The sequence below is a fragment of the Oceanibium sediminis genome, assembly GCF_003265325.1.
GTDB classification, from domain to species: Bacteria; Pseudomonadota; Alphaproteobacteria; order Rhodobacterales; family Rhodobacteraceae; genus Halovulum; species Halovulum sediminis.
The window spans coordinates 164,404-185,211 of sequence record NZ_QGNX01000003.1 but is presented as its reverse complement, the minus strand read 5'-3'; the positions used below and the strand labels follow the sequence as shown (position 1 = coordinate 185,211).

Here is a 20,808-nt window from a genome sequence, read left to right as displayed (position 1 = left end):
GCGGCTCACCAGCCCTTGCTGGCCTGCCCCTCGAAGGTGGCGGGGTTGAAGATCTCGTGAATCGGCAGGGCCGCCGCGCCCAGTTGCGGCAGGCTGTCCTGCTCCGCCGCCAGGATGCGGGGCGGGGTGACGAAGAAATCCTCACCCAGGTTCGGGGCGTCCTGGATGTGGGATATGAAGCCCTTGATGATCTCGGGGTGCAGGGTGCCGCCGATGACGATCGCGTCGGGCGCGTAGGTCCGCGCGATCACGAGGCAAAGCCAGCGCATCTGCTCAGCCGCCTGTGCACGCCAGTCCCTCACGATGGGCATGTCCAGATGATGGGCGTCGACCTGGTTCAGCCGTTCCAGCGTGACCCCGTTGCGCGCCAGCGTATCCAGCAGATCCTGCCCCGAGGGCCGGGATTTAGACTTGGGGAAAAGCCCGCCCCATTCCGCCGCCAGCCGGTTGCGCCCGAGGTAGAGCCGCTGATCGATCACCGCCGCCCCGCCGATGCCGTATGACAGCCAGACATGGCAGAAGTTGCGCACGTTGCGGCAGGCCCCGTGGTACAGCTCAGCCAGGCTGGCGGCCTTGGCGTCGTTCATGTGCTTGACCGGCATCCCGAAGAAGGGCGTCAGGTCCTTCAGCACGTTGATCCGAGGCCAGTCGCGGAACTGCCGGATGCGATACACCTGCGTCGGATCGGTGCTATACTGGCCCGGATAGCTGACGCCGCAGCCCGCAAGGCGGCTACGCTCGATCCCACTTTTGTCGATCAGGCGCTGAACGCTGTTCCCCGCCACGGTCATCATGCCCTCGAAAGAGCGCTCGGGGACCTGGTTCTCCTCCACCGCCAGCACGTTTCCGACAAGGTCGGTGATGCAGGTCAGGATCCGGTCCGGATCGATATAGACCCCGGCCGAGAACATGCCGTCCGCCCTCAGGCTCAGAAGCCGCGCGGGGTAGCCTTTCATGCCCAGGCGTCGCGGGTCCGGCTCCTCTGACAGCAACCCGCCGTCCACCATCGGCTTGATCAGCCGGGTCACCGTGGACGGCATGATATCGAGGTGGCGTGCAAGATCGGCGCGCGACTGCGGCCCCTGTGTCCGCAACGCCGCGATGATCCGACGCGCGTTGAAGTTCAGTCTGTACTGTTCCGTCATGGGTCCCTGAAAGTCGGCACGCCGCCATCCCTTAAAGCGCCGATTGGCTTCTGGAAATAACAGAATCCATTTGACACTTATTATATTTTGGATTGCAATAAAATATGCGGCAACAATTGCCGCACCAGATTCAAGAGGGGAAAACCCCCGGTAAACTGCTTTATGGGAGGAAGCATGAAACGCATTCTTGGCACACTGACGGTGGCGTCGACCATTGCACTCGGCTCCGGCGCGGCTTTGGCGGAGGGCAGCGTCACCGTCTATACCGCCGTTCCGCAGAACTTCATCGACGCGCTCGTACCCATGTACGAGGCGCAGTCCGGCAACAGCGTCGAAATCATCAAGGCAGGCTCGGGCGAGTTGCTGAACCGCCTGACCGCCGAGTCCGGCAGCCCGCAGGCCGACGTGTTGTGGAGCGTCGACGGCACGGTGATCGACTTCAACCCCGACCTGTTCGAGGCGTATGAGGCCGCAGGCGCCGACAAGCTGGCACCTGGCATGAAGCAAAGCGATCTGTGGACCCCCTTTACCGCCGTCGTCATGGCTTTCATCGTCAACGAAGGCAAACTCGACGGCAAGCCGGTACCCGAAAGCTGGGCCGCGCTGGCCGATCCGCAGTATGACGACATGATATCGTCCGCGCGCGCCGATGCGTCGGGCTCTGCCTATATCCAGCTTGCCACCGTGCTTCAGGCCTTCGAGTCCGAGGAAGCGGGCTGGGAGGTCTACGAGGGGATGCTGGGCAACTTCGTGCTGTCCGAAAGCTCCGGCGCGGTGCCCCGTTTCGTCAACGACGGCGAACTGGCCATCGGCGTAACCCTGGAAGACGCCGCCCTGCGCTACGTCGAAGGCGGCGGCCCGGTGCAGATCGTCTACCCCTCCGAAGGCACGGCAATCGCCCCAGACGCGATGGCGCTGGTCAAGGGCGCGCCGAACGCCGATGGCGCGAAGTCCTTCATCGACTTCATGCTGTCGCCCGAAGGCCAAGCCGTGGTGGCCGAGCAGGGCCGCCGCCCGGTCCGCTCGGACGTGGACTCCACCGCCGCGCTCATTCCGCTGAGCGAGGTGAACTCCGTCGGGTATGACGCGAAATGGGCCGCGGACAACCGCGCCCGCCTTGTCGACGCCTGGAAGGACATGGTGCTCGACGTTCAGTAAGCCCGCTTCCGGTCCGGGAACGGCAGCGCCCTTCCCGGACCGGCACTACTTTTTCTCACATCGTTTCGGAGAGAGACCATGGCCTCGGTCGAAATAACCGGCCTGCGCAAGCTGTACGGAACTGTCGTCGCTCTTTCCGACATCACGCTGACTATTCCGTCAGGCTCGTTCTACACGCTTCTGGGTCCGTCGGGCTGCGGCAAGACCACGCTTCTGCGCACCATCGCCGGGTTCCACATGCAGAACTCCGGGCAGATCCGGGTAGACGGCAACCCCATCGAGGCGCTTCCCGCCTACCGGCGCAACGTCGGCATGGTTTTCCAGGATTACGCGATCTTCCCCCACCTCAGCGTGCGCGACAACGTCGCCTTCGGGCTGAAGCAGCGCAAGGTCGCGTCCGCGCAGATCACCAAGCGCGTCGCGGATGTGCTGGAGGTGGTGCAACTCGGCGCCTACGCGGACCGGATGCCGCATGAATTGTCCGGCGGCCAGCAGCAGCGCGTCGGCCTGGCCCGCGCCATCGTCATCGAACCGAAGGTCCTGTTGATGGACGAGCCGCTGTCGAACCTCGACGCCCGGCTGCGCGTCGACTTGCGCGCCGAGCTACGCCGGATCCAGAACGAGCTTGGCATCACCACCATCTACGTCACCCACGACCAGGAAGAGGCGCTGGCCATGTCCGACACGGTCTGCGTGATGTACGGCGGCGTGATCCAGCAGGCCGCCAGCCCGCTGGACATCTACCTGCGCCCCGAAAACCGATTTGTCGCGACCTTCGTCGGCGCGAACAACTTCCTTGGCGTCGCGCAGGACGGTGACCGCCTGACCTTGAAGACGGGCGCCGACCTGACCGGCGCAATCAAAGGCGAACGCCCCGCCACGATCACCTGCGCCATCCGCCCCGAGGCACTGCGCGTCGCCACCGGCCCGGTGGCAGACCACCAGATCCGCGTGCCCGCTACCTTGCGCGAGGTCAGCTTCATCGGCCGGGAGATGGAGGTCTTCGGCACCACGCAAGCCGGTGAAGACCTGAAATGCATCGCACGCCCCGACCCGGCAGTGATCGAACTGCAACCCGGAAGCCCAATCGAGTTCCTGGCGGACCGCGCCGACCTGCTCTTCTTCGAGGACAGCGTGACCGGGGCACGACTGACATGAAAGCCGCAGCCGCCCGCCTGCGCCCGGATTTCTGGACCGGCGTCACCATACTGGTCCTTGCCGTCCTGGCGCTGCTGCTGATCGTTCCGATCCTGCGGGTGCTGTCGCTGAGCTTCGTGGACGCGGATACCGGCGCCTTCACCGTTGGCAACTACGTCGAGGTGTTCACCCGGAACTACTACCTCAAGGGCCTGAAGAACACGCTGTTCGTCGGGCTGATGGGCACGCTCGGAGCCTGCCTTCTGGGGGTGCCGCTGGCCTTTTTCACCGCGCGCTTCCACATCCGGGGACGCGCGCTGATTTCCACCCTCGCGATCCTTGTCCTTGTCGCGCCGCCCTTCATCGGGGCCTATGCCTGGATCATGATGCTGGGCTCGAACGGGTTCATCACCAATTTCTTCGCCTCGCTCGGCATATCAACACCCACGATCTATGGCGCGCACGGGATCATCCTGGTCTTCACGCTGAAGTTCTTCCCCTTCGTGTTCCTGATGACCCAGACGGCGCTGAACTCGGTCAACAAGTCCTTCGAGGACGCGGCCGAGAACCTTGGCTGCACCCCGTGGCAGCGGTTTTTCAAGGTCACCATGCCGCTGGTCTTTCCGGCGATCTCCACCGGCGCGATCATCTGCTTCGTGCTGTCCATCGCGGACTTCGGAACACCGGCCATCCTGGGCCGCGGGTTCCGCACGCTGTCCACAATCGCCTATGCGTCCTACCGGTCTGAACTGGGCGGCCTGCCGACTATGGCGGTGACCGTCTCGATCATCATGATGGCGATCTCCATGATCGCGTTGGTGATTCAGCGCCGGATCCTTGCGCGCCGCCGCTATGCCTCCTCGCTGACCAACCTCCCGGTGAAGGCGAAGCTTGGCGGGGCGCGCAACCTGTTGATGCATGTCTTCTGCCATGGCGTCGTGCTGCTGGCGATGTTCCCGAACCTTGTCGTGGTCTACACCTCGTTCCTGAAGACCAAGGGGCCCGTCTTCGTCGGCGGCTACGGGCTGGAAAGCTACGGGCGCATCCTGCACGACGCGCCCGAGGCGATCCGCAACAGCTTCCTGTTCTCGCTTGCCGCGGTGGTGCTGATCTCGGCCTTCTCGGCGCTGATCAGCTACGTGATCGTGCGCCGGGAAACCGCCGCGTCGGGCGCGATCGATTTCCTGATGATGATGCCCTACCTGGTGCCGGGCGTGGTCATGGCGATCGGCTTCGTCACCACCTTCCGCAGCGGCTCTTTCGATTTGATGAGCACGGCGGCCCTGCTGATCATGATCTATTTCATCCGACGCCTGCCCTACGGGGTGCGCTCCACCACCTCGAACCTGAGGCAGGTAAAACCCTCGATGGAGGAGGCGGCGATCAATCTGGGCGCGCCGCCGCTGGTCGCTTTCCTGAAGGTGACCGTGCCGCTTATCCTGCCGGGGCTGATCGTAGGCTCGCTGATGAGCTTCATCACCGCGATCAACGAGCTTTCGTCCACGCTGATCATCTACGACTCGGGCACCATCACCATGCCGGTGAAGATCTACCTCGCGGTGCTGGACGGGGAATTCGGCCTGGCCGCCGCGCTGTCCACCGTGCTGCTGCTGTGCACGGGGATCTGCGTCTACACCGTCTTCCGCTTCGCCGAAAACCGGGACTCAGCCTTCCTGTGACCATGCCCATGAAAACCGAAGTCCTGAATGTCTCGAAGTTCCGGGATGGCCTGCGCCCCGGGGACGATGTGCCCGTCGTCGCGCCCGGGGTGCTTTATGGCGTCTTCGACGGCGCGACCGATCCGCGCGGCACCATCGTGGATGGGATCGGCGCGGGCCGGCTGGCGGCGCTGACCGTCTCACAAGCAATGCTGCGCCTGGCGCTGGAACCGGGCACCCGGCGGCTTTCGGGGGGTGAGATCATCGCCCGGCTGGCCGAAGCCCTGAAAGCACATACCGCGGAGCTGAACCTGCCGATCCCGCCCTCGACCACGCTGGCCTTCGCGCTGGACTGCGGGGAAACCTGGCGTTTCCTGGCCCTTGGCGACAGCGGCATCCGGGTAAACGGTACCGACCTGATCCACCGCGAGAAGATCATCGACTCCATCTCGACCCATGCACGGGTGGCGGTGTTCAAGCACCTCAGGGCCCGCGACGGGGACGCTGACCTGGACAGGATCGAGCGGATGACCCGGCGCGCGATCCTGCTGGGGCTGGACAATGCGGTGGCAGAGGCGACCCTGGACACGGAAACCGCCCAAACCGTGATCGATACGACCCTCTCGGCGATCTCCATCCCCGAGCTGACGCCGGAGATCACCGACTTCCTGCGCGGGGGCATCCAGGTGCAGTACCACTTCGCCAACCGGACCGACACGCCGCTCGGCTTTGACACGATGAACGGGGACCTGCCCACGCGCGGGGAACTGCTCGAGGTGACGCTGCCGAAAAGCCAGGTGCAAAGCATCGAGATATTCTCGGACGGCTACCCCGACCATCCCGAGGGCGTGTCCGTCGCTGCCTGGGAAGCCGCCTTTCACGGCGCGGAGGAAACCGATTTTCACAAGATCGGCCATTTCGCCACGGTGAAGGGCTCCACCAGTGACGAGTATTTCGACGACAGGACCGTGGTCATCGTCTCACACCAATGAGCGGCGGGGCGTTCATTGGCCGCCGCGAAACGTAGTTTTGCGAACATATCTTCAAAAAACCGCGCAAGAATGCGGCGGGCTTGGAGGGAAACCGCTCTTAAACCCCGATCCAGAAAACACCCGGCTTGCCCATTATGTAGTTTTGTGAAACTCTCTGCGCGGAAGGTGGAGGGACACGTGACCGAAGGCGGGACAATTCTTCAGCGGATCAGCGACGACCGGGAGTCCCTGTCCCGCGCGTTCCGCCTGATCGCCGACTTCGTGATGTCCACCCCCGGAGAGTTCATCAACAGCCCCATGCGAGTCCTCGCCCAGCGGATCCAGGTCAGCGAGCCGACGCTGATCCGCTTCGCGCGCCACTACGGCTACCAGGGCCTGCCAGACCTGCGGCTGGCCTTCGCCATGTCGCTTGCGGCCAGCGACGCGGCGGCTTCGGCGACCCTTGAGCCGCGCCTGCGCGACAAGCAGGCCGTCAACCGCGCCGCGAAACAGGCCATCGCCGCGCGCGCCGCCGCCCTGACCGCAGATGACAGCACGCTGCTGCTCGACTCCGGCTCGACGCTGCAGCGGCTGGCGGATTGTCTGACCTCGGCCCCCGGCAAGACGATCCTGACGACCAGCCTGAACAACGTGCTGATCCTGCGCCAGTCCGATCAGCACCGGCTGATCATGCCCGGCGGCACCCTGCGCGCCGGGGCCATGGCGCTGGGGGGCCGCATGGCCGAGGCGAACCTGGCCGAGATGAACATCGACACCGCCTATATCGGCGCCGACAGCCTGCACCCGGAACACGGCCTGTCCACCTATGGCGAGGAGGAAGCGCATCTGAACCGCGCGATGATCCGCGCCAGCCGGCGGGTGGTGGTGCTGGTCGATTCCACCAAGCTCAGAAGCCCTGCCCTGCACCACATCTGCGACCTCTCGGACGTGGATATCATCGTCACCGACTCCAACCTGTCACAGGAACAGCATGCGGCGTTCGAGGCGACCGACACCACCCTGCTGCTGGCCGACGCCACGCCCCCCGCCACCCCCCGGAAGGAAACCCCATGACCACGGACTACAGGACCGAAACCGAAATCGCCGCGCAGCCCGGCATATGGGACGCATGGTCCGCGGACCTGCCGGCCATCGCCGCGCGGATCCGCGACTGGATCGCCGCGCGCGCCCCGGACGAGATCTGGCTCTGCGGGGCCGGCACCTCGGCCTTCATCGCGGATTCCCTTGCCGTCGCCCTTGACCGACATCAGGGCATCGCGCTGCGCAACGTGGCGACGACGGACCTTGTGGCCCGGCCCGGGGACTTCTTCCGCCCCGGGTCGCGCCCGCTGGTCGTGTCCTTCGGGCGCAGCGGCAACAGCTCGGAAAGCGTCGGCACGCTGAACCTTCTGGACCGCCTGTCGCCGGATGCGGACCGGCTGAACATCACCTGCAACAAGGACAGTGTTCTGGCCCAGCGCGCGCCCGCCGCAGTGGGCGAGACGCAGGTCATCACCCTGCCGCCCGCCTGCCATGACGCGGGTTTCGCGATGACCTCCAGCTACACGACGATGCTGATCACCGCGCTCGCCTGCCTGTCGGACGCCCCGCTGGACGAACTGGCCGGGCGGATGGGCAAACTGGCTGAGAGCGCCCGCGCCCTGCTGGCGCTGGACATGGACACTGCGCTACCGGGGCGGGCCGTCTTCCTCGGCTCAGGCCCGTTCAAGGGCACGGCGCGGGAATCGGCGCTGAAGATCCTGGAATTGACGGCGGGGCGCGTGGTCACCGCCTGGGACAGCACCCTGGGCTTCCGCCATGGGCCGAAGGCCGTGATCGACGACGCAACCTCCGTCTATGTCTTCCTGTCCTCAGACGCGCTGACCCGGAAATACGACCAGGACATCGTGACAGAGATCCGCGCCCAGTTCCCCGGCATCACGGTAACCTCGATCGGCCAGCCCATGCCCGGCACCGACGCCCCCGACATCGCGATCGATACGGGGCTCGAGGATGCCTGGACCACCCCCGTTGCCGTTCTGCCCGCGCAGCGCCTGTCGGTCGCGTGGTCGAAGGCACTGGATATGAACGTTGACGACCCCTTCGCGGGGCGCAACCTGACGCGCGTGGTGTCCAATGTCCGTCTCTACACCTGAGCGGGCCGCGGCCATCGGGCTGGACGTCGGCGGCACCAAGATCGAGGCGACGCTGTTCTCAGACGCCATGACCGCCCTTGCCAGCCGCCGCCGCCCGACACCCAGCAGCAGCTACGCCGACCTTCTTGCCGCCCTGGAGGAGGAGGTTTCCTGGCTCAGGCAACAGGCGGGGCCGGTGGCGCTGCCCGTGGGCATCGGCGTGCCCGGCGTGGTGGACCCGGAGTCCGGCGTGTCGCTTTGCGCCAACCTCGTCGCGAATGGCGAGGCGCTGGCGCGCGACCTGGCCACCCGCGTCACGGGCACCGTCGTCATGGCGAACGATTGCAAGTGCTTCACCCTGTCCGAGGCCAACGGCGGCGCGGGGCGCAACCATGCGCGGGTGTTCGGACTGATCCTCGGCACCGGGATCGGTGGCGGCCTGTGCCAGGACGGCCAGCTGGTTCTGGGCCACAACGGCCTGCCCGGAGAGATCGGTCACTACGGCCTGCCCGCGCAGTTGATGATCCAGCATGACCTGCCGCTCGTGCAATGCGGCTGCGGGCGCATGGGCTGTACGGAAACGCTGATCTCCGGCACCGGCATGGCGCGCCTGTTCCAGGCGCTCACCGGCAATACGCGCAGCGCGCCTGAGATCGCCGCCACGCCAGCGGATCCCGACAACGCCCGCGTGCTGGAGGTCTGGACCGCCCTTGCCGCCGACCTGATCCACGCCATTCAGCTGCATATCGATCCCGACTGCATCGTCCTTGGCGGCGGGCTGTCGAATATCGACGGGCTTGAAATTCGCCTCGGGAAGGCTTTGGAACGCGCCGCGCTGCCCTTCGTGCGCCCGCCGGCGATCCTGAAGCCGGAATTTGGCGACAGCAGCGGCGGCCGAGGGGCTGCCCTGCTGGCGCTGCAAGCTGAAGAAAGGGTCTCTGCATGAGCCTCGTTACCGATACCGTGGCGCAGAACCGCGCCGGACGCGCCGTCGCGCTTGCCTCCGTCTGTTCGGCGCAACCGGATGTGCTGAGCGCGGCCCTGCTGCTGGCCAAAAGCCGCAACCGCCCGATCCTGGTGGAAGCGACCAGCAACCAGGTCAACCAGTTCGGCGGCTATACCGGCATGACGCCGGACGCCTTCATCGCCTATGTCCGGGACATGGCCCGTGATCTGGGCGTTGACCCCGCGCTGGTCGTCTTCGGGGGCGATCACCTCGGCCCGCAGGTCTGGCGCAGCCAGGATGCCGAAACGGCCATGACCCACGCCCGCGCCCTGATGCGCGCCTATGTCGAGGCGGGGTTCACCAAGATCCACCTCGATTGCTCGGAAGGCTGCGCTGGCGAGCCCGCCCAGGTCGGGGACGCGGTCAGCGCCGCCCGTGCGGCCGAGTTGGCCGCGGTGTGCGAAGCGCATGCGCCGGACCCCTCGCAGCTATGCTACATCGTCGGAACCGAGGTGCCCCCGCCCGGCGGTGCCAGGGTCGAGGAAGCCGGGCAGACCATCGCCCCCACCCGCCCAGAGCATGCGCGCCACACGCTTGAGCGCCACCACGTCGCCTTCCAGGCGCTGGGGCTTGAGGCGGCATGGGCCCGCGTCGTCGGGCTGGTGGTGCAGCCGGGGCTGGAGTTCGCGCCGACCCATATCGACCGTTTCGACATGGCCGCGCCCGATCACCTGTCCGCTGCGCTGGCCGATTGGCCCGGCATCGCGTTCGAGGCGCATTCCACCGATTACCAGCACGACCCGGTCTATCCCGAACTGGCGCGGCGGCATTTCGCGGTACACAAGGTCGGCCCGGCGTTGACCTTTGCCTACCGGCAGGCACTCTACGCGCTGGATGGCTTGTCCGCATGGCTCGACAGTACGCGCAGCGGGTCCGACGTCAGCGACGCGATGGAACGCCAGATGCTGGACAACCCCGTCCACTGGCAAAAGCACTATGATGGGGACGCGGAGGCGCTGCGCCTGCAACGCCACTTCGGCTATGCGGACCGGATCCGCTATTACTGGCCGGAGCCACACGCGCAGACCGCCGTCGCGGGCCTGTTCGCGGCACTGGACCGACCCGTGCCCGCCCCCCTTGTCCAGCAGTACTTCGCACATTCCGTCGCGGCCCGCGCAGAATCGCTTGAGGCGGACGCCGGCGGCTGGGCCCGCGCCCTTGTCTGGGCCCAGATCCAGGAAGCGCTCGCCCCCTACCTGTTCGAGGCCGACTGATGCGCTGGCTCCGCCCCCACGCCGTGTTCGACGGGGACAGGCTGCACGAAAACGTGGCCATCGCGGTTGAGGCGGACACGGTCGTGCAAATGCTCCCCACCGCGGACCTGCCCGAGGGCTGCACGCCGGAGCCCATGGACGGCACTCTCGCCCCCGGCCTGTTCGATGTGCAGGTCAACGGCGGCGGCGGCGTCATGCTGAACAATGACCAGACGCCAGAGGGTGTGCGCCGCATCGCAGAGGCGCATAACTCGGTCGGAACCGCCTTTCTGCTGCCCACGGTGATCACCGACCATCCCGATGTGACCGAGCGCGCGGCGGAGGCGGTTCTGGCCGAGCGTGGCCGCAATGGCGTGCTCGGCATCCATATCGAGGGGCCGCATATAAACCCGGCCCACAAGGGCACCCATGACCCGGCGCGGATCCGCCCCTTCGATCAGCGCACGCGGGGACTGCTGGAAAAGCTGCGCCGCCGCGATCTGCCGGTGCTTCTGACGGTGGCCCCCGAAACGCTGAAGCCCGGCACCATCGCCGACCTGGCGCGGATGGGCGTCACCGTCTCCGCGGGCCACAGCGCGGCCAGCGCCGAGCAGACCGACGCCGCCCTGGCCGAGGGGCTGGCAGCGTTCACGCATCTGTTCAACGGGATGCCGCAAATGACATCCCGCGCGCCGGGGATCATCGCCGCCGCGATCAACTCCACCGCCTACTGCGGGTTGATCGCGGACGGGTACCACGTGGATGGCCGCATGATCCGGCTGGCCTGGAAGGCCCGCCCCGTCGCGGGGCGCATGGTGCTGGTATCGGACGCCATGTCCACGATCGCCGGCCCGGAGTCCTTCGAGCTGTATGGAGAAACGATCCGCGTCCAGCAGGGCAAGCTGGTGAATGCCTCCGGCTCCCTCGCCGGGGCGCATATCGACCTTGCGACCTCGGTCCGCCGGCTGATCGACATTGCCGGCGTCAGCGTGGAGGAGGCCCTGGGAGCCGCCACCGTTACCCCGCGCGAGCTGATGGGCCTGCCCCGACAGGGGATTGTCGGCAGCCGGCTGGACACGCTTCATATTTTCAAGGGCTGACCCGTCTCAGCGCTGGCCACCCAGCCGCCATTTTAGTAGCCGGACTCCAAATCCACCAAAGCGATCGCGCGGCACCTCTGCAACAGGTCGCGTAAACTTCATTGATTATTAAGATGAATTCCGTCTTCTCAGGTTTATTTGATCGCCTTTTGGTGGAATGGTGCGCCATATTTTCAATTGGAGTTAGTCTATGCGTAGATTTGGATTTATTGCCCTGATAGTGAGTGTATTGCTGCCATTGGCCAGTACCGTTGCATCAGACGAGCCATCCCAATCTACCCAAACCGCACAGGACGCGGACCTGCCGCTGCCGGGCAGTCTGCCCCTTGTTGACTACGAAAAGGTGTTGTTCCCCTGGGTCGCCAATCGCGCCTATGTCGACCTTGGCTGGGCGCAGGACAAGGCCTGGCGCGACACGGGGCCCTTCGTCTTCAACATGAGCTTCGGCATCCACCCGGCCGTGCGCATGTTCTACTCCCCCGAAATCATCACCTGGCTTGAGGGCGGGCGCGAAGGCGACATTCCCGATGGCGCCATCGTCATCAAGGAAATGGCGTCCCCCCCGGCGGCGCAATACGACGAACACCGCGCGATACTGGAAGAGCAGTACAAGGACGACCCCTCCAGGGTAGCCGAGGAAATGGCCGAGTATGCCTATGAGCAGGGCGGCCTGAACTGGACCGTGATGGTCAAGGACAGCACGCTTTCCCATGGCGGCTGGTTCTTCGGCTCGGTCTATTTCGCGGACAAGGACGACATGGCCGCGCGCAAGCCCGCCATCGACACGTTCGAACCGCCCTTTAGCCCGCCGCTTGGCGCCGGGGGCGACGGGATGTGCATGCGCTGCCATGCATCCGCGGCCGAGGAGCTGATCTTCTCCGCGCTGGAAAACATCGAAGGCTATCCCGGCGATCCGCTGACCTTTCGGGTCGATGAAAGCTGGCGCGACCTGCCGAACGAGCAGAAGCCGGGCCTCGGCGCAGACCTGACCGCTATGATCGAAACCTACCTGGCTGACGCCCATGACCCGGCGTCGATACGCGCGGCGCATGTGGCGGCAGCCACCGCCTCGCCTACGGAGGTGAACGCCGCGTTCGCCGCGACCTTCCCCCCCAAGGACGGGATCGACGTGACCCGCACGAACCTTCAGGCGTTGCCCAGCGAATGGCTGGATCGCGTGCCTGCGCGGCCCGACGACACTCAGCACTTCCTGACGTCGGACAATTGCGTCGGCTGTCATGGCGGCCTTGGCGGCGCGCCCTCCGGCGTGACGATGTTCATCCAGGACGGCCCGGGATATGGCGAGGGGTTCAACATCTCGCAATACGGGGAATGGCGCTGGTCGCCGATGGGCCTGGCCGGGCGCGACCCGATCTTCTTCGCTCAGCTGGAGTCCGAGTTCGCGCTGCTGGAGCAGGCTGGTGCGGGGGAACTGTCGGACAACCTCGGCACGACGTGCCTGTCCTGCCACGGCGCGATGGGCCAACGCCAGCTTCAGATCGATGCGCATGCGTCCCCCGAGCTTGGGCTGAACGGCGATGTCTTCAAACCCGAATACACGCTGCTGCACGAACCGCTGACACAAGTGGAAAAGGACCAGCAGATCGCCGACGGCACCTATGATTACCACGAGTACGGCAACCTCGCGCGCGAGGGGATTTCCTGCGCCGTCTGCCACCACATCGCCCCGCCCGAGCAGGCCGAGGGGCAGCCGGACTACAACAAGCTGGACACCTACCTGATGAATTCCACCACGGGGGTGTTCCGCCTGAACAAGGCGAATGAACTGATGGGCCCCTATTCGGATGTGCGCCAGAAACCCATGCAGAACGCCATGGGCATCACCCCCGTGCACAACGACTACATCAAGGACAGCGAGATGTGCGGCACCTGCCACACGATCAACCTGCCCAATGTGGACGCGGCCACGGATATACCCCTGCCCGGCTTTACCGACGGGGAACAGGCGATCCTGAACCAGGCCGCGGCGAACGCGGTGAAGTTCCTGGCGGACCAGTATGGCGCCACATACCGCGAGCCCCTTGCCGGGTTCCAGCATTCGGTGGAACAGGCGACCTTCCTGGAATGGCAGAACAGCGAGTTTGCGGATGAAGCGACCGCGCAGTCCTGTCAGGACTGCCACATGAAGAGCAACTTCCAAACCCCCGACGGGGATATCAGCATCGACCAGGTGGTCACCCAGATCGCGACAATCCAGGACGCCAACTTGCCAGCGGTGCCCAATATCCTGCCGCGTGACGAAATCGACGTGCCCTTCCGCGACGACTACAAGCGCCACAACTTCGTGGGGCTGAACGCCTTCATGGTCGAAATGCTGTCCCAGTTCGACGAGGAGATGGGCCTCGGCGCCAGGGATCCGATGACCTACGCCACGACCGGCGCGCAGCTGGCGCTCGACACCATGGCAATCCAGGCGCGGGACGAAACGGCCGACGTCAAGATCGAAAGCCTGAGCGAAGCGAACGGCACGTTGGAAGCGGTTGTCAGCGTGGACAACAAGACCGGCCACCGCCTGCCCTCCGGCGTCGGGTTCCGCCGTGCGTTCCTTGAGGTGCGCGTGACCGATGCCAGCGGCGCGCAGCTCTGGTGCTCGGGCTGCACGAACGGGGCCGGGGTCATCATCGGCCCGGATGGTCAGCCGCTCCTGACAGAGTTCCTCGACGTTGTCCCGGAAGGCGCGACGGAAGCGCTTTACCAGCCCCACCACGATGTGATCGACGACCAGACCCAGGTGCAGATCTACGAAGAATTGACGCAGAACGCGAAGAAGGAGTTCACCACCAGCTTCGTGCACCGCGTCTATCACCCCAAGGACAACCGCCTGTTGCCCTGGGGGGCGGCAGAGCCGGGGACCGAGGCGTTCAGGAAGCGTTTCGGCGATTCCGAAGTCACCGCAGCCTTCATGAAGGCGACCATGCCCGAAGGCCGGGCGGAAAACGACGAGGGTCTGAAACAGGGCAAGGATGAGCTGACCTATCGGATCGCCCTGCCCGAAGGGGTGGATCCGGCGGACGTGACCGTGTCGGCCACGCTCTATTCCCAGGCGATCCCGCCCTACTACCTCAAGCAGCGCTTTGAAACGGCACCCGACGGGCCGGCAACGCAGCGCCTCTACTACCTTGCCAGCCGCCTCAAGACGGAAGGCACGCTGATCGAGAACTGGAAGATGAGGGTACAGGGCGACAGCGCGAAACTGCCCTGAGTCTAGGCCAGAACCGCCCCCCGCAGCTGTTGCGGGGGGCGGTGGCCATTCCCGGCCGCTGGATCATGTCGAAACGGAAAACGCCGCCGGGCCTTTACAGCCCGCGCGGCGTTTTTCGTTCCAGTCCCCAACCTGGGGATCCCTCCCGGCCGGGCAAGCCGGCCAGGAGGGGCCTTACTTAAACGGCGTTGCCGAACATGTCGGAGGTGATGCCGGTGTACCAGCCCTCGGACTCTTCGTAGGTCGCCTTGCGGATCTCGGCGCTTTCACCGGTGGTGGATACGAACCCGTCGACCTTGGCGATCTTCTCGTCGGTGGCTTCATAGGTCGCGCCGACCTTTACGCCGTCATCGGTGGCGATCAGCGACCAGCAGGTGTTCGCGAACTTGGCCGGGAACACGCGCGAGCCGGTCAGCGCGCCGCGCACCGCGTTCGCGCAGACCTTCGCCTGGCTGTTGGCCGAGAAGCCGGACTTCGGCATATCGCCCTGCTGCGCGGAATCGCCCAGCACGTAGACATCCGGGTCCGCCTTGGTGGACATGTCCGCCGCATTGACCGGGGCCCAGTTGCCGTCCGTCACACCGGCCAGCTCGGCGATGCGGCCCGCCTTCATCGCGGGGATGACGTTGCAGACATCGACGTTCGTGACCTCGCCATCGATGCTGAGCGTCATGGCCGCCGGATCGACGCTGACGTTCGCGCCGCCGAAATCGGGGCCGATCCGGTCGATCATCCCTGCGTAGTAGGTGTTCCAGCCTTCCTCGAACAGCCCCTGCTTGGAGAAGCTGGGCTTGGGATCCGCGATCAGGATCTTGGCGGTGGGGTTGTTGGCCTTCAGGTAGTGCGCGACCATCGACACCCGCTCATAGGGGCCCGGGGGGCAGCGGTAGGGGTTGGGCGGGGCCACCATGGCGAAGGTTCCGCCCTCGGGCATGGCCATCAGCTGGGCTTTCAGCAGTTCGGTCTGCGACCCGGCCTTGAAGGCGTGGGGCATGGCGTTCTGCGCCGAGATGTCCCAGCCCTCGACCGCGCCTTCGACGAAGTCGATGCCCGGGCTGAGGATCAGCTTGTCATAGGCAACGGTGTCGCCACCGGCCAGGGTCACCGTCTTTGTGTCGCGGTCAACGCCCACGGCCCAGTCATGGATGACGTTCACGCCAGTCGCGGCAAGCCCGCCGTAGCTGTGGCCGATATCCTCGATATCCTTGAACCCGCCGAGGTAGAGGTTGGAGAAGAAACAGGTGTAGTACGCCTTGGACGGCTCAATCAGCGTGACATCGATCGCGCCTTCGCTGTCCTTGGCGATGTAGCGCGCCGCGGTCGCACCGCCCGCACCGCCGCCGATGACCACAACGCGGGGTTTCGCGTGTCCGTCCGCCAGAACCGATGGCGCAGACAAGACAGCCGATGCGGCCGCCGTTGTGCCAAGGAACATACGTCTGTTCATCGTCATTATAGGTTTCTCCTACCTGTTGCGCCTCAATTCTCGAGGCTACCAAAATATGCCGCCAGCGCGGCAATTTCCTCATCGTTCAACCGCCTGGCAATCATCTGCATGACCGGGTGGCTGCGCTGTTCGTTCTTATAGGCTTGCAAGGCGATCTTAAAGTCCTGTTCCGGCCACAGAACGATGGATGGAATGCCGTCATCCCCCCCGTCCGCGCGGTGGCAGGTGGTGCATTCGCTGCTGAGATATTCGCCGTATTCCGCGTCCCCCTCGATCGCGAGGATCTCGGGGTCGATGTCGTGGTCCGTCGCGGTCGCGGTTGGGTCCGCCTCGGGGAAATTCGCAGGATCGGCCGAGAACCCCCGCAGGTAGGCGATCACGTCGAGCCTTTCTTCCTGATCCTTGAGCCCGCGAAAGCTCATCCGGGTGCCGGAGGCATAGCCGCGCGGATCCTCAAGGAACGCGTCGAGCGTGTCCGCGTGCCATTCCAGCCCGTTCGATCCGGCCCGCTGAAGGCTTCGGGAATAGCGGAACCCCTCAAGCCCGGCGGCGGCCCGCCCGAACAGGCCGTTCAGATGCGGCCCGATCCCGTTGCCCGCCTCTGGCCCGACCTTGTGGCACGCCTTGCAATTCGCAAAGACCACTTCCCCGGCCACGGGGTCACCGAAGGTATCGGCCGCGACTGTGGTGCACAGCACTGAGGCCGCCACCGACAGGGAAAGGCACGCCAAACGCATGATCGACTGTTCTCCAACTCTTGTGAGGCGCGCGGCAGCTGCGTCCGCGTCCTGTTCCGTATTCAGCCCCGGGGGAAGGCCAACATCTTGACCTTCATGTACTATTTCGGGGTCACTGGGAACTGTACACTTGGGAAATGCCCCCCCGGATACGGTCTTTCTTCCGGGCGGGCCGCACCGTCCTAGGTGACGGTCACGGGCCGGGCCGTTTCATGGACCGAGCCTTCGTCGTCGTACCAGGTAAACTTGAATTCGCCGGATTCAGGCACCACGGCGTCGAACTGGAAATAGGGGTTTCGGGAAACCGACGGCTCAAGGGCGACGTCGATGACGTTCTGGCCGTTGAAGTCGACCACGAGCCGGTTGATGATCGAGCGCGGGATGGTGTTGCCCTCGCTGTCCTTGCGCCGGCCGTTCTCCATCGGGTGGGTGATCATGGCCTTGATGGTGACCACCTCGCCCGCCGAGGCGCTGCTCGGGACCTTCACGCGGGTTTTCAATTCTGTCGCCATGTCGCTACTCCTCGTCCCGGCGCATCAGCCGCAGCCGCCGACGGTTACATCCACATGCGCCTTCGCCATCTGGAAGGACCCGTCCTCCATCGTCGCGAGCGCGGTGACTTCCTGTGTCTCGGCCAGCCGGATGCGCGTCGACACGCTGCGCGAGCCGCTGAGGGGGCCGAAGGTGAAGGTCACCACGCCCGGCTCTGGGTTGCGCTCGGCGAAGATCGCGATCGACACCGCGCCCGGCGCGCTGACCTCCAGCGGGACGGTGCCGCCGTCCGCCGCCATCTCGGGCAGGGTCAGGGTGACGCCGCCCTCGCCGATCTCGGCGCCGCCGGTCAGAAGGGCGATCGCCTCCTGCGCCGGATTCGCGAAGGCCGGAAGCCCGGGCAACCCGGCGAGGGCCAGGGTCCCCGAGCCGATTGCCAGAATTTTCCTCCGGGTCAGTTCCATGTCGTGCTCCAGACTGGTTGTTCGGTCGCGTTTCGGGGCCGTCGAGTGGGGCACCCTGTCCTCAACCCACCGAAAACAGATAAACCCAACCTTAGGTGGAAAATCCACCCCTTTGACGAATTCCGCGCCCTCGGGTCCGTCGTTTTCCGGGACCGGGCCCCCGCCGGAGGGCCCTTTATCGCCTATCGGCGCAAGGCCTCAGCCGATGGTCGCGAACCACGGCACATGGTCCAGCATCCACTGGGCGATCAAGTTGATCGAATTCGTGGCGATCAGGACACCGAACAGAATCAGCAGGACGCCGGTCAAGCGCTCGACCAGGGGCAGATGGCGGCGGAAACGGGCCATCCAGGCCATGAACGGCCCGATGAACAGGGCGGCCGCGATGAAGGGCAACGTCATGCCCAGCCCGTAGGCGAACAACAGGGCGGCCCCCTGCCCCGCCGTCTCCTGCGCGGCGGCGATGAACAGGATCGCGGAAAGCACCGGCCCGACGCAGGGCGTCCAGCCAAAGGCGAAGGCCAGCCCGATCCCATAGGCCCCGAGCAGCCCGGCGTTCGACGCACCGCCCCCGTCCGAGCGGAACTGGCGGTACAGGAACCCGATCCGGATCACCCCGAGGAAGTGCAGCCCCATCGCGACGATCAGCGCCGCGGCCAGCCAGCGCAGGGTGTCGAAATACGCCCCCACGAATGCGCCAAGGACCGTCGCCGTCGCGCCGAGCCCGACGAACACTGTGATCACGCCCAGCGCGAAACACCCCGCCCCAAGGACGGCCCGCACCCGGGCCCGGGCCGGTAAAGCCGCGCCGGACGCCACCTCATGCGCGCCCAATCCGGCAAGATAGCCAAGATAGAAGGGAACGATCGGCAGGATGCAGGGCGACAGGAAAGACATGAGCCCCGCAATCACAGCGCCCCCGGAAGAGACATCGAACATGCGGCAGCCGACCCTTGTCTTCGGTACTCGAACATTATCTTATGTTCGCGCTCATCCCCCCGTCAATCAGAGGTAGCCCTGTCGATGATCAAGTCCCTGGCCATGATCGTTGCGCTGCTGCTGCCCCTGAAGGCGCTGGCAGAGCCATACCTGCTGATGGCCGAGGAAGCGGGATGCGTCTGGTGCGCCCGCTGGAACGCCGAGATCGCCCCCATCTACCCCAAGACGGCTGAGGGCAAGACCGCACCGCTTCAGCGCTACGACCTGCGCCGCGACACGCCGGACGTGGACTTCGACCGCCCCGTGCGCTTCACGCCGACGTTCATCCTGGTCCGCAATGGTGAGGAACTCGGGCGCATCGAAGGCTACCCCGGCGACGATTTCTTCTGGGCCATGCTGGCCCGAATGATCGAGGACGCCGGGATTCCCCTGGAACAATAGGCCAGCCCTTAGAGGGCAGCCCCCCTTTTGCGCGGGGCGGATCAGGCGGGGCGCAGGTCCTCGGGCAGCAGGCTATCTGGCATGTCCTGGTAGCAAACCGGGCGCAGGAAGCGGCGGATCGCGAGCGTCCCGACCGAGGTTGCCCCGAAGTTGGTCGATGCCGGGTACGGCCCGCCATGCACCATCGCGTCGGCAACCTCGACCCCGGTGGGGAAGCCGTTCACAAGCACGCGGCCCGCTTTGCGTTCGAGGACCGGCACGAAGGGTTTCGCGGTTTCCGTATCTTGCTCATCCATCTGCAAGGTGGCCGTCAGCTGGCCGCGCAGGCCACGTGCAACCTGCAACATCTGCTCGGGTCCCGTGGCCGTCACGAGGATGCCGAGCGGGCCGAACACCTCCTCGGCCAGAACCTCGTTGGCGAGCCAGGCCTCCGCCGGGACGGTGTAGACTGCGGGCGCGGCGTTGCGCCGGTCGCAGGTGGCGCGCAGCAGTTCCTGCACCCCTTGCGCCCTGGCGATCCCGTCGACGCCCTTTCGGTACGCCTCGGCGATGGGCTCGGTCAGCATCACGCCTTCCCCGGTTTCGGAAAGCGCCTTGGTCGCCGCCTCGGTGAAAGCCTCCAGCGCGGGGCCTTCGGGCGCGACGACGATGCCGGGGTTGGTGCAGAACTGCCCCACGCCCATGGTCAGGGACCCGGCCCAGGCCGCGCCCAGCGCCGCGCCCCGGCTGGCCAGCGCGCCGGGCATCACGAAGACCGGGTTGACCGAGCCAAGTTCACCGAAGAAGGCGATCGGCTCCGGGCGCGCGGCACAGAGGTCGAAAAGCGCCCGCCCCGCGCCGAGCGAGCCGGTAAAGCCCGCGGCGCGGATCAGTGGATGCGTGACCAGCGCGCCGCCCAACTCATGGCTGGTTCCCTGGATGAACGAGAACGTCCCCGCGGGCATGCCTGAGCGCGCAATCGCCGCCGCAACGGCGTCGGCCACGATTTCGCCCGTTGCCGGGTGGGCCGGATGGCCCTTCACGACGACCGGGCACCCGGCGGCAAGCGCCGAGGCGGTGTCGCCCCCGGCGGTGGAGAACGCGAGCGGGAAGTTCGACGCCCCGAACACCGCGACCGGCCCGATGGGCCGCTGGACCATCTTCAGGTCCGGGCGCGGCAGCGGCGCGCGATCCGGCAAGGCCGGATCGTGCCGCCGGTCGAGGTAGTCGCCCTTGCGGATATGGGCCGCGAACATGCGAAGCTGCCCGGTTGTGCGGCCCCGCTCGCCCTGCAGGCGCGCCTCGGGAAGGCCGGTTTCCGCGCAGCCAAGGCGCGTGATGTCGTCGCCGCGCGCGTCGATTTCGTCGGCGATCGCCTCAAGGAAGGTGGCGCGGTCCTCGCGGCTGGTCCAGCCGTAGGTGGCGAAGGCCTGCTCAGCGGCCTGCACTGCGCGGTCCACCTCTGCCGCGCCGCCGGAGCAAACGCGAAAGCCCGCGCCACTGACCGGCTGCGAGGTGAAACTGTCCGAGGAGGCGACCCAGTCGCCCGCGATCAGGTGCTTGCCATGTGGTTGATAGGTCAT

Annotated in this window: 18 protein-coding genes; 11 read left to right on the top strand and 7 right to left on the bottom strand. The window is 65.9% G+C overall.

From position 1 onward, the window contains the following. Positions 1-5 precede the first annotated feature (5 nt). The gene (locus DJ029_RS09365; protein WP_112322171.1) at positions 6-1,145 is read right to left on the bottom strand and encodes an ROK family transcriptional regulator; all 1,140 of its coding nucleotides are present in this window, start codon (positions 1,143-1,145) and stop codon (positions 6-8) included. Between the two features lie 174 nt (positions 1,146-1,319). Between DJ029_RS09365 and DJ029_RS09360 the strand changes: the two genes are divergently transcribed. The 10 genes from DJ029_RS09360 (at position 1,320) to DJ029_RS09315 (ending at position 14,726) form a co-directional block, all read left to right on the top strand. Beyond that, a complete protein-coding gene (locus tag DJ029_RS09360; RefSeq protein ID WP_112322170.1) occupies positions 1,320-2,303 on the top strand; it encodes an extracellular solute-binding protein in 984 nt (327 codons plus the stop codon). A gap of 78 nt (positions 2,304-2,381) precedes the next feature. Continuing rightward, positions 2,382-3,461 carry an ABC transporter ATP-binding protein gene (locus DJ029_RS09355; RefSeq protein WP_112322169.1) on the top strand — a complete coding sequence of 360 codons (1,080 nt, stop codon included), beginning with the start codon at positions 2,382-2,384 and terminating at the stop codon, positions 3,459-3,461. Continuing rightward, positions 3,458-5,119 carry an ABC transporter permease gene (locus tag DJ029_RS09350; RefSeq protein WP_112322168.1) on the top strand — a complete coding sequence of 554 codons (1,662 nt, stop codon included), beginning with the start codon at positions 3,458-3,460 and terminating at the stop codon, positions 5,117-5,119. The genes DJ029_RS09355 and DJ029_RS09350 overlap by 4 nt, the downstream gene beginning before the upstream one ends. 8 nt (positions 5,120-5,127) lie before the next feature. Then, complete coding sequence (locus DJ029_RS09345; protein WP_112322532.1) at positions 5,128-6,090, top strand: hypothetical protein; 963 nt, start codon at positions 5,128-5,130, stop codon at positions 6,088-6,090. Between the two features lie 177 nt (positions 6,091-6,267). Beyond that, positions 6,268-7,143 carry a transcriptional regulator gene (locus tag DJ029_RS09340; protein WP_198671110.1) on the top strand — a complete coding sequence of 292 codons (876 nt, stop codon included), beginning with the start codon at positions 6,268-6,270 and terminating at the stop codon, positions 7,141-7,143. Continuing rightward, complete coding sequence (locus DJ029_RS09335) at positions 7,140-8,225, top strand: SIS domain-containing protein (RefSeq protein WP_112322166.1); 1,086 nt, start codon at positions 7,140-7,142, stop codon at positions 8,223-8,225. The genes DJ029_RS09340 and DJ029_RS09335 overlap by 4 nt, the downstream gene beginning before the upstream one ends. Next, a complete protein-coding gene (locus DJ029_RS09330; protein WP_112322165.1) occupies positions 8,206-9,150 on the top strand; it encodes an ROK family protein in 945 nt (314 codons plus the stop codon). The genes DJ029_RS09335 and DJ029_RS09330 overlap by 20 nt, the downstream gene beginning before the upstream one ends. Further along, positions 9,147-10,424, top strand: a complete 1,278-nt coding sequence (locus DJ029_RS09325) for a class II D-tagatose-bisphosphate aldolase non-catalytic subunit (protein WP_112322164.1) — start codon at positions 9,147-9,149, stop codon at positions 10,422-10,424. The genes DJ029_RS09330 and DJ029_RS09325 overlap by 4 nt, the downstream gene beginning before the upstream one ends. Continuing rightward, a complete protein-coding gene (locus DJ029_RS09320) occupies positions 10,424-11,503 on the top strand; it encodes an N-acetylglucosamine-6-phosphate deacetylase (protein ID WP_112322163.1) in 1,080 nt (359 codons plus the stop codon). Before DJ029_RS09325 ends, DJ029_RS09320 begins: the two co-directional genes overlap by 1 nt. Positions 11,504-11,741: 238 nt before the next feature. Next, positions 11,742-14,726: a hypothetical protein gene (locus DJ029_RS09315; RefSeq protein WP_198671109.1), complete on the top strand. Its 2,985-nt coding sequence runs from the start codon at positions 11,742-11,744 to the stop codon at positions 14,724-14,726. A gap of 178 nt (positions 14,727-14,904) precedes the next feature. Here the strand turns inward: DJ029_RS09315 and DJ029_RS09310 are convergent, their stop codons facing one another. The 5 genes from DJ029_RS09310 to DJ029_RS09290 form a co-directional block, all read right to left on the bottom strand. Continuing rightward, positions 14,905-16,179, bottom strand: coding sequence for an NAD(P)/FAD-dependent oxidoreductase (locus tag DJ029_RS09310; RefSeq protein WP_112322161.1), 1,275 nt, complete (start codon positions 16,177-16,179; stop codon positions 14,905-14,907). A 26-nt stretch (positions 16,180-16,205) separates the two neighbouring features. Then, entirely contained in the window at positions 16,206-16,910 is a 705-nt protein-coding gene (locus DJ029_RS09305) for a c-type cytochrome (RefSeq protein WP_112322160.1), read from the bottom strand. Positions 16,911-17,092: 182 nt separating this feature from the next. Continuing rightward, positions 17,093-17,422 (bottom strand): thiosulfate oxidation carrier complex protein SoxZ, encoded by a 330-nt coding sequence (gene soxZ, locus DJ029_RS09300; protein WP_112322159.1) that lies wholly within the window; start codon positions 17,420-17,422, stop codon positions 17,093-17,095. Between the two features lie 24 nt (positions 17,423-17,446). Continuing rightward, positions 17,447-17,866 (bottom strand): thiosulfate oxidation carrier protein SoxY, encoded by a 420-nt coding sequence (locus tag DJ029_RS09295; protein WP_112322158.1) that lies wholly within the window; start codon positions 17,864-17,866, stop codon positions 17,447-17,449. A gap of 198 nt (positions 17,867-18,064) precedes the next feature. Continuing rightward, positions 18,065-18,805, bottom strand: coding sequence for a cytochrome c biogenesis CcdA family protein (locus DJ029_RS09290; RefSeq protein WP_112322157.1), 741 nt, complete (start codon positions 18,803-18,805; stop codon positions 18,065-18,067). 84 nt (positions 18,806-18,889) lie between these two features. Between DJ029_RS09290 and DJ029_RS09285 the strand changes: the two genes are divergently transcribed. Next, positions 18,890-19,246 (top strand): thioredoxin domain-containing protein, encoded by a 357-nt coding sequence (locus DJ029_RS09285; RefSeq protein WP_112322156.1) that lies wholly within the window; start codon positions 18,890-18,892, stop codon positions 19,244-19,246. A gap of 41 nt (positions 19,247-19,287) precedes the next feature. Here DJ029_RS09285 and DJ029_RS09280 read toward each other — a convergent pair whose 3' ends face one another. Beyond that, positions 19,288-20,808 (bottom strand): aldehyde dehydrogenase (NADP(+)), encoded by a 1,521-nt coding sequence (locus DJ029_RS09280; protein WP_112322155.1) that lies wholly within the window; start codon positions 20,806-20,808, stop codon positions 19,288-19,290.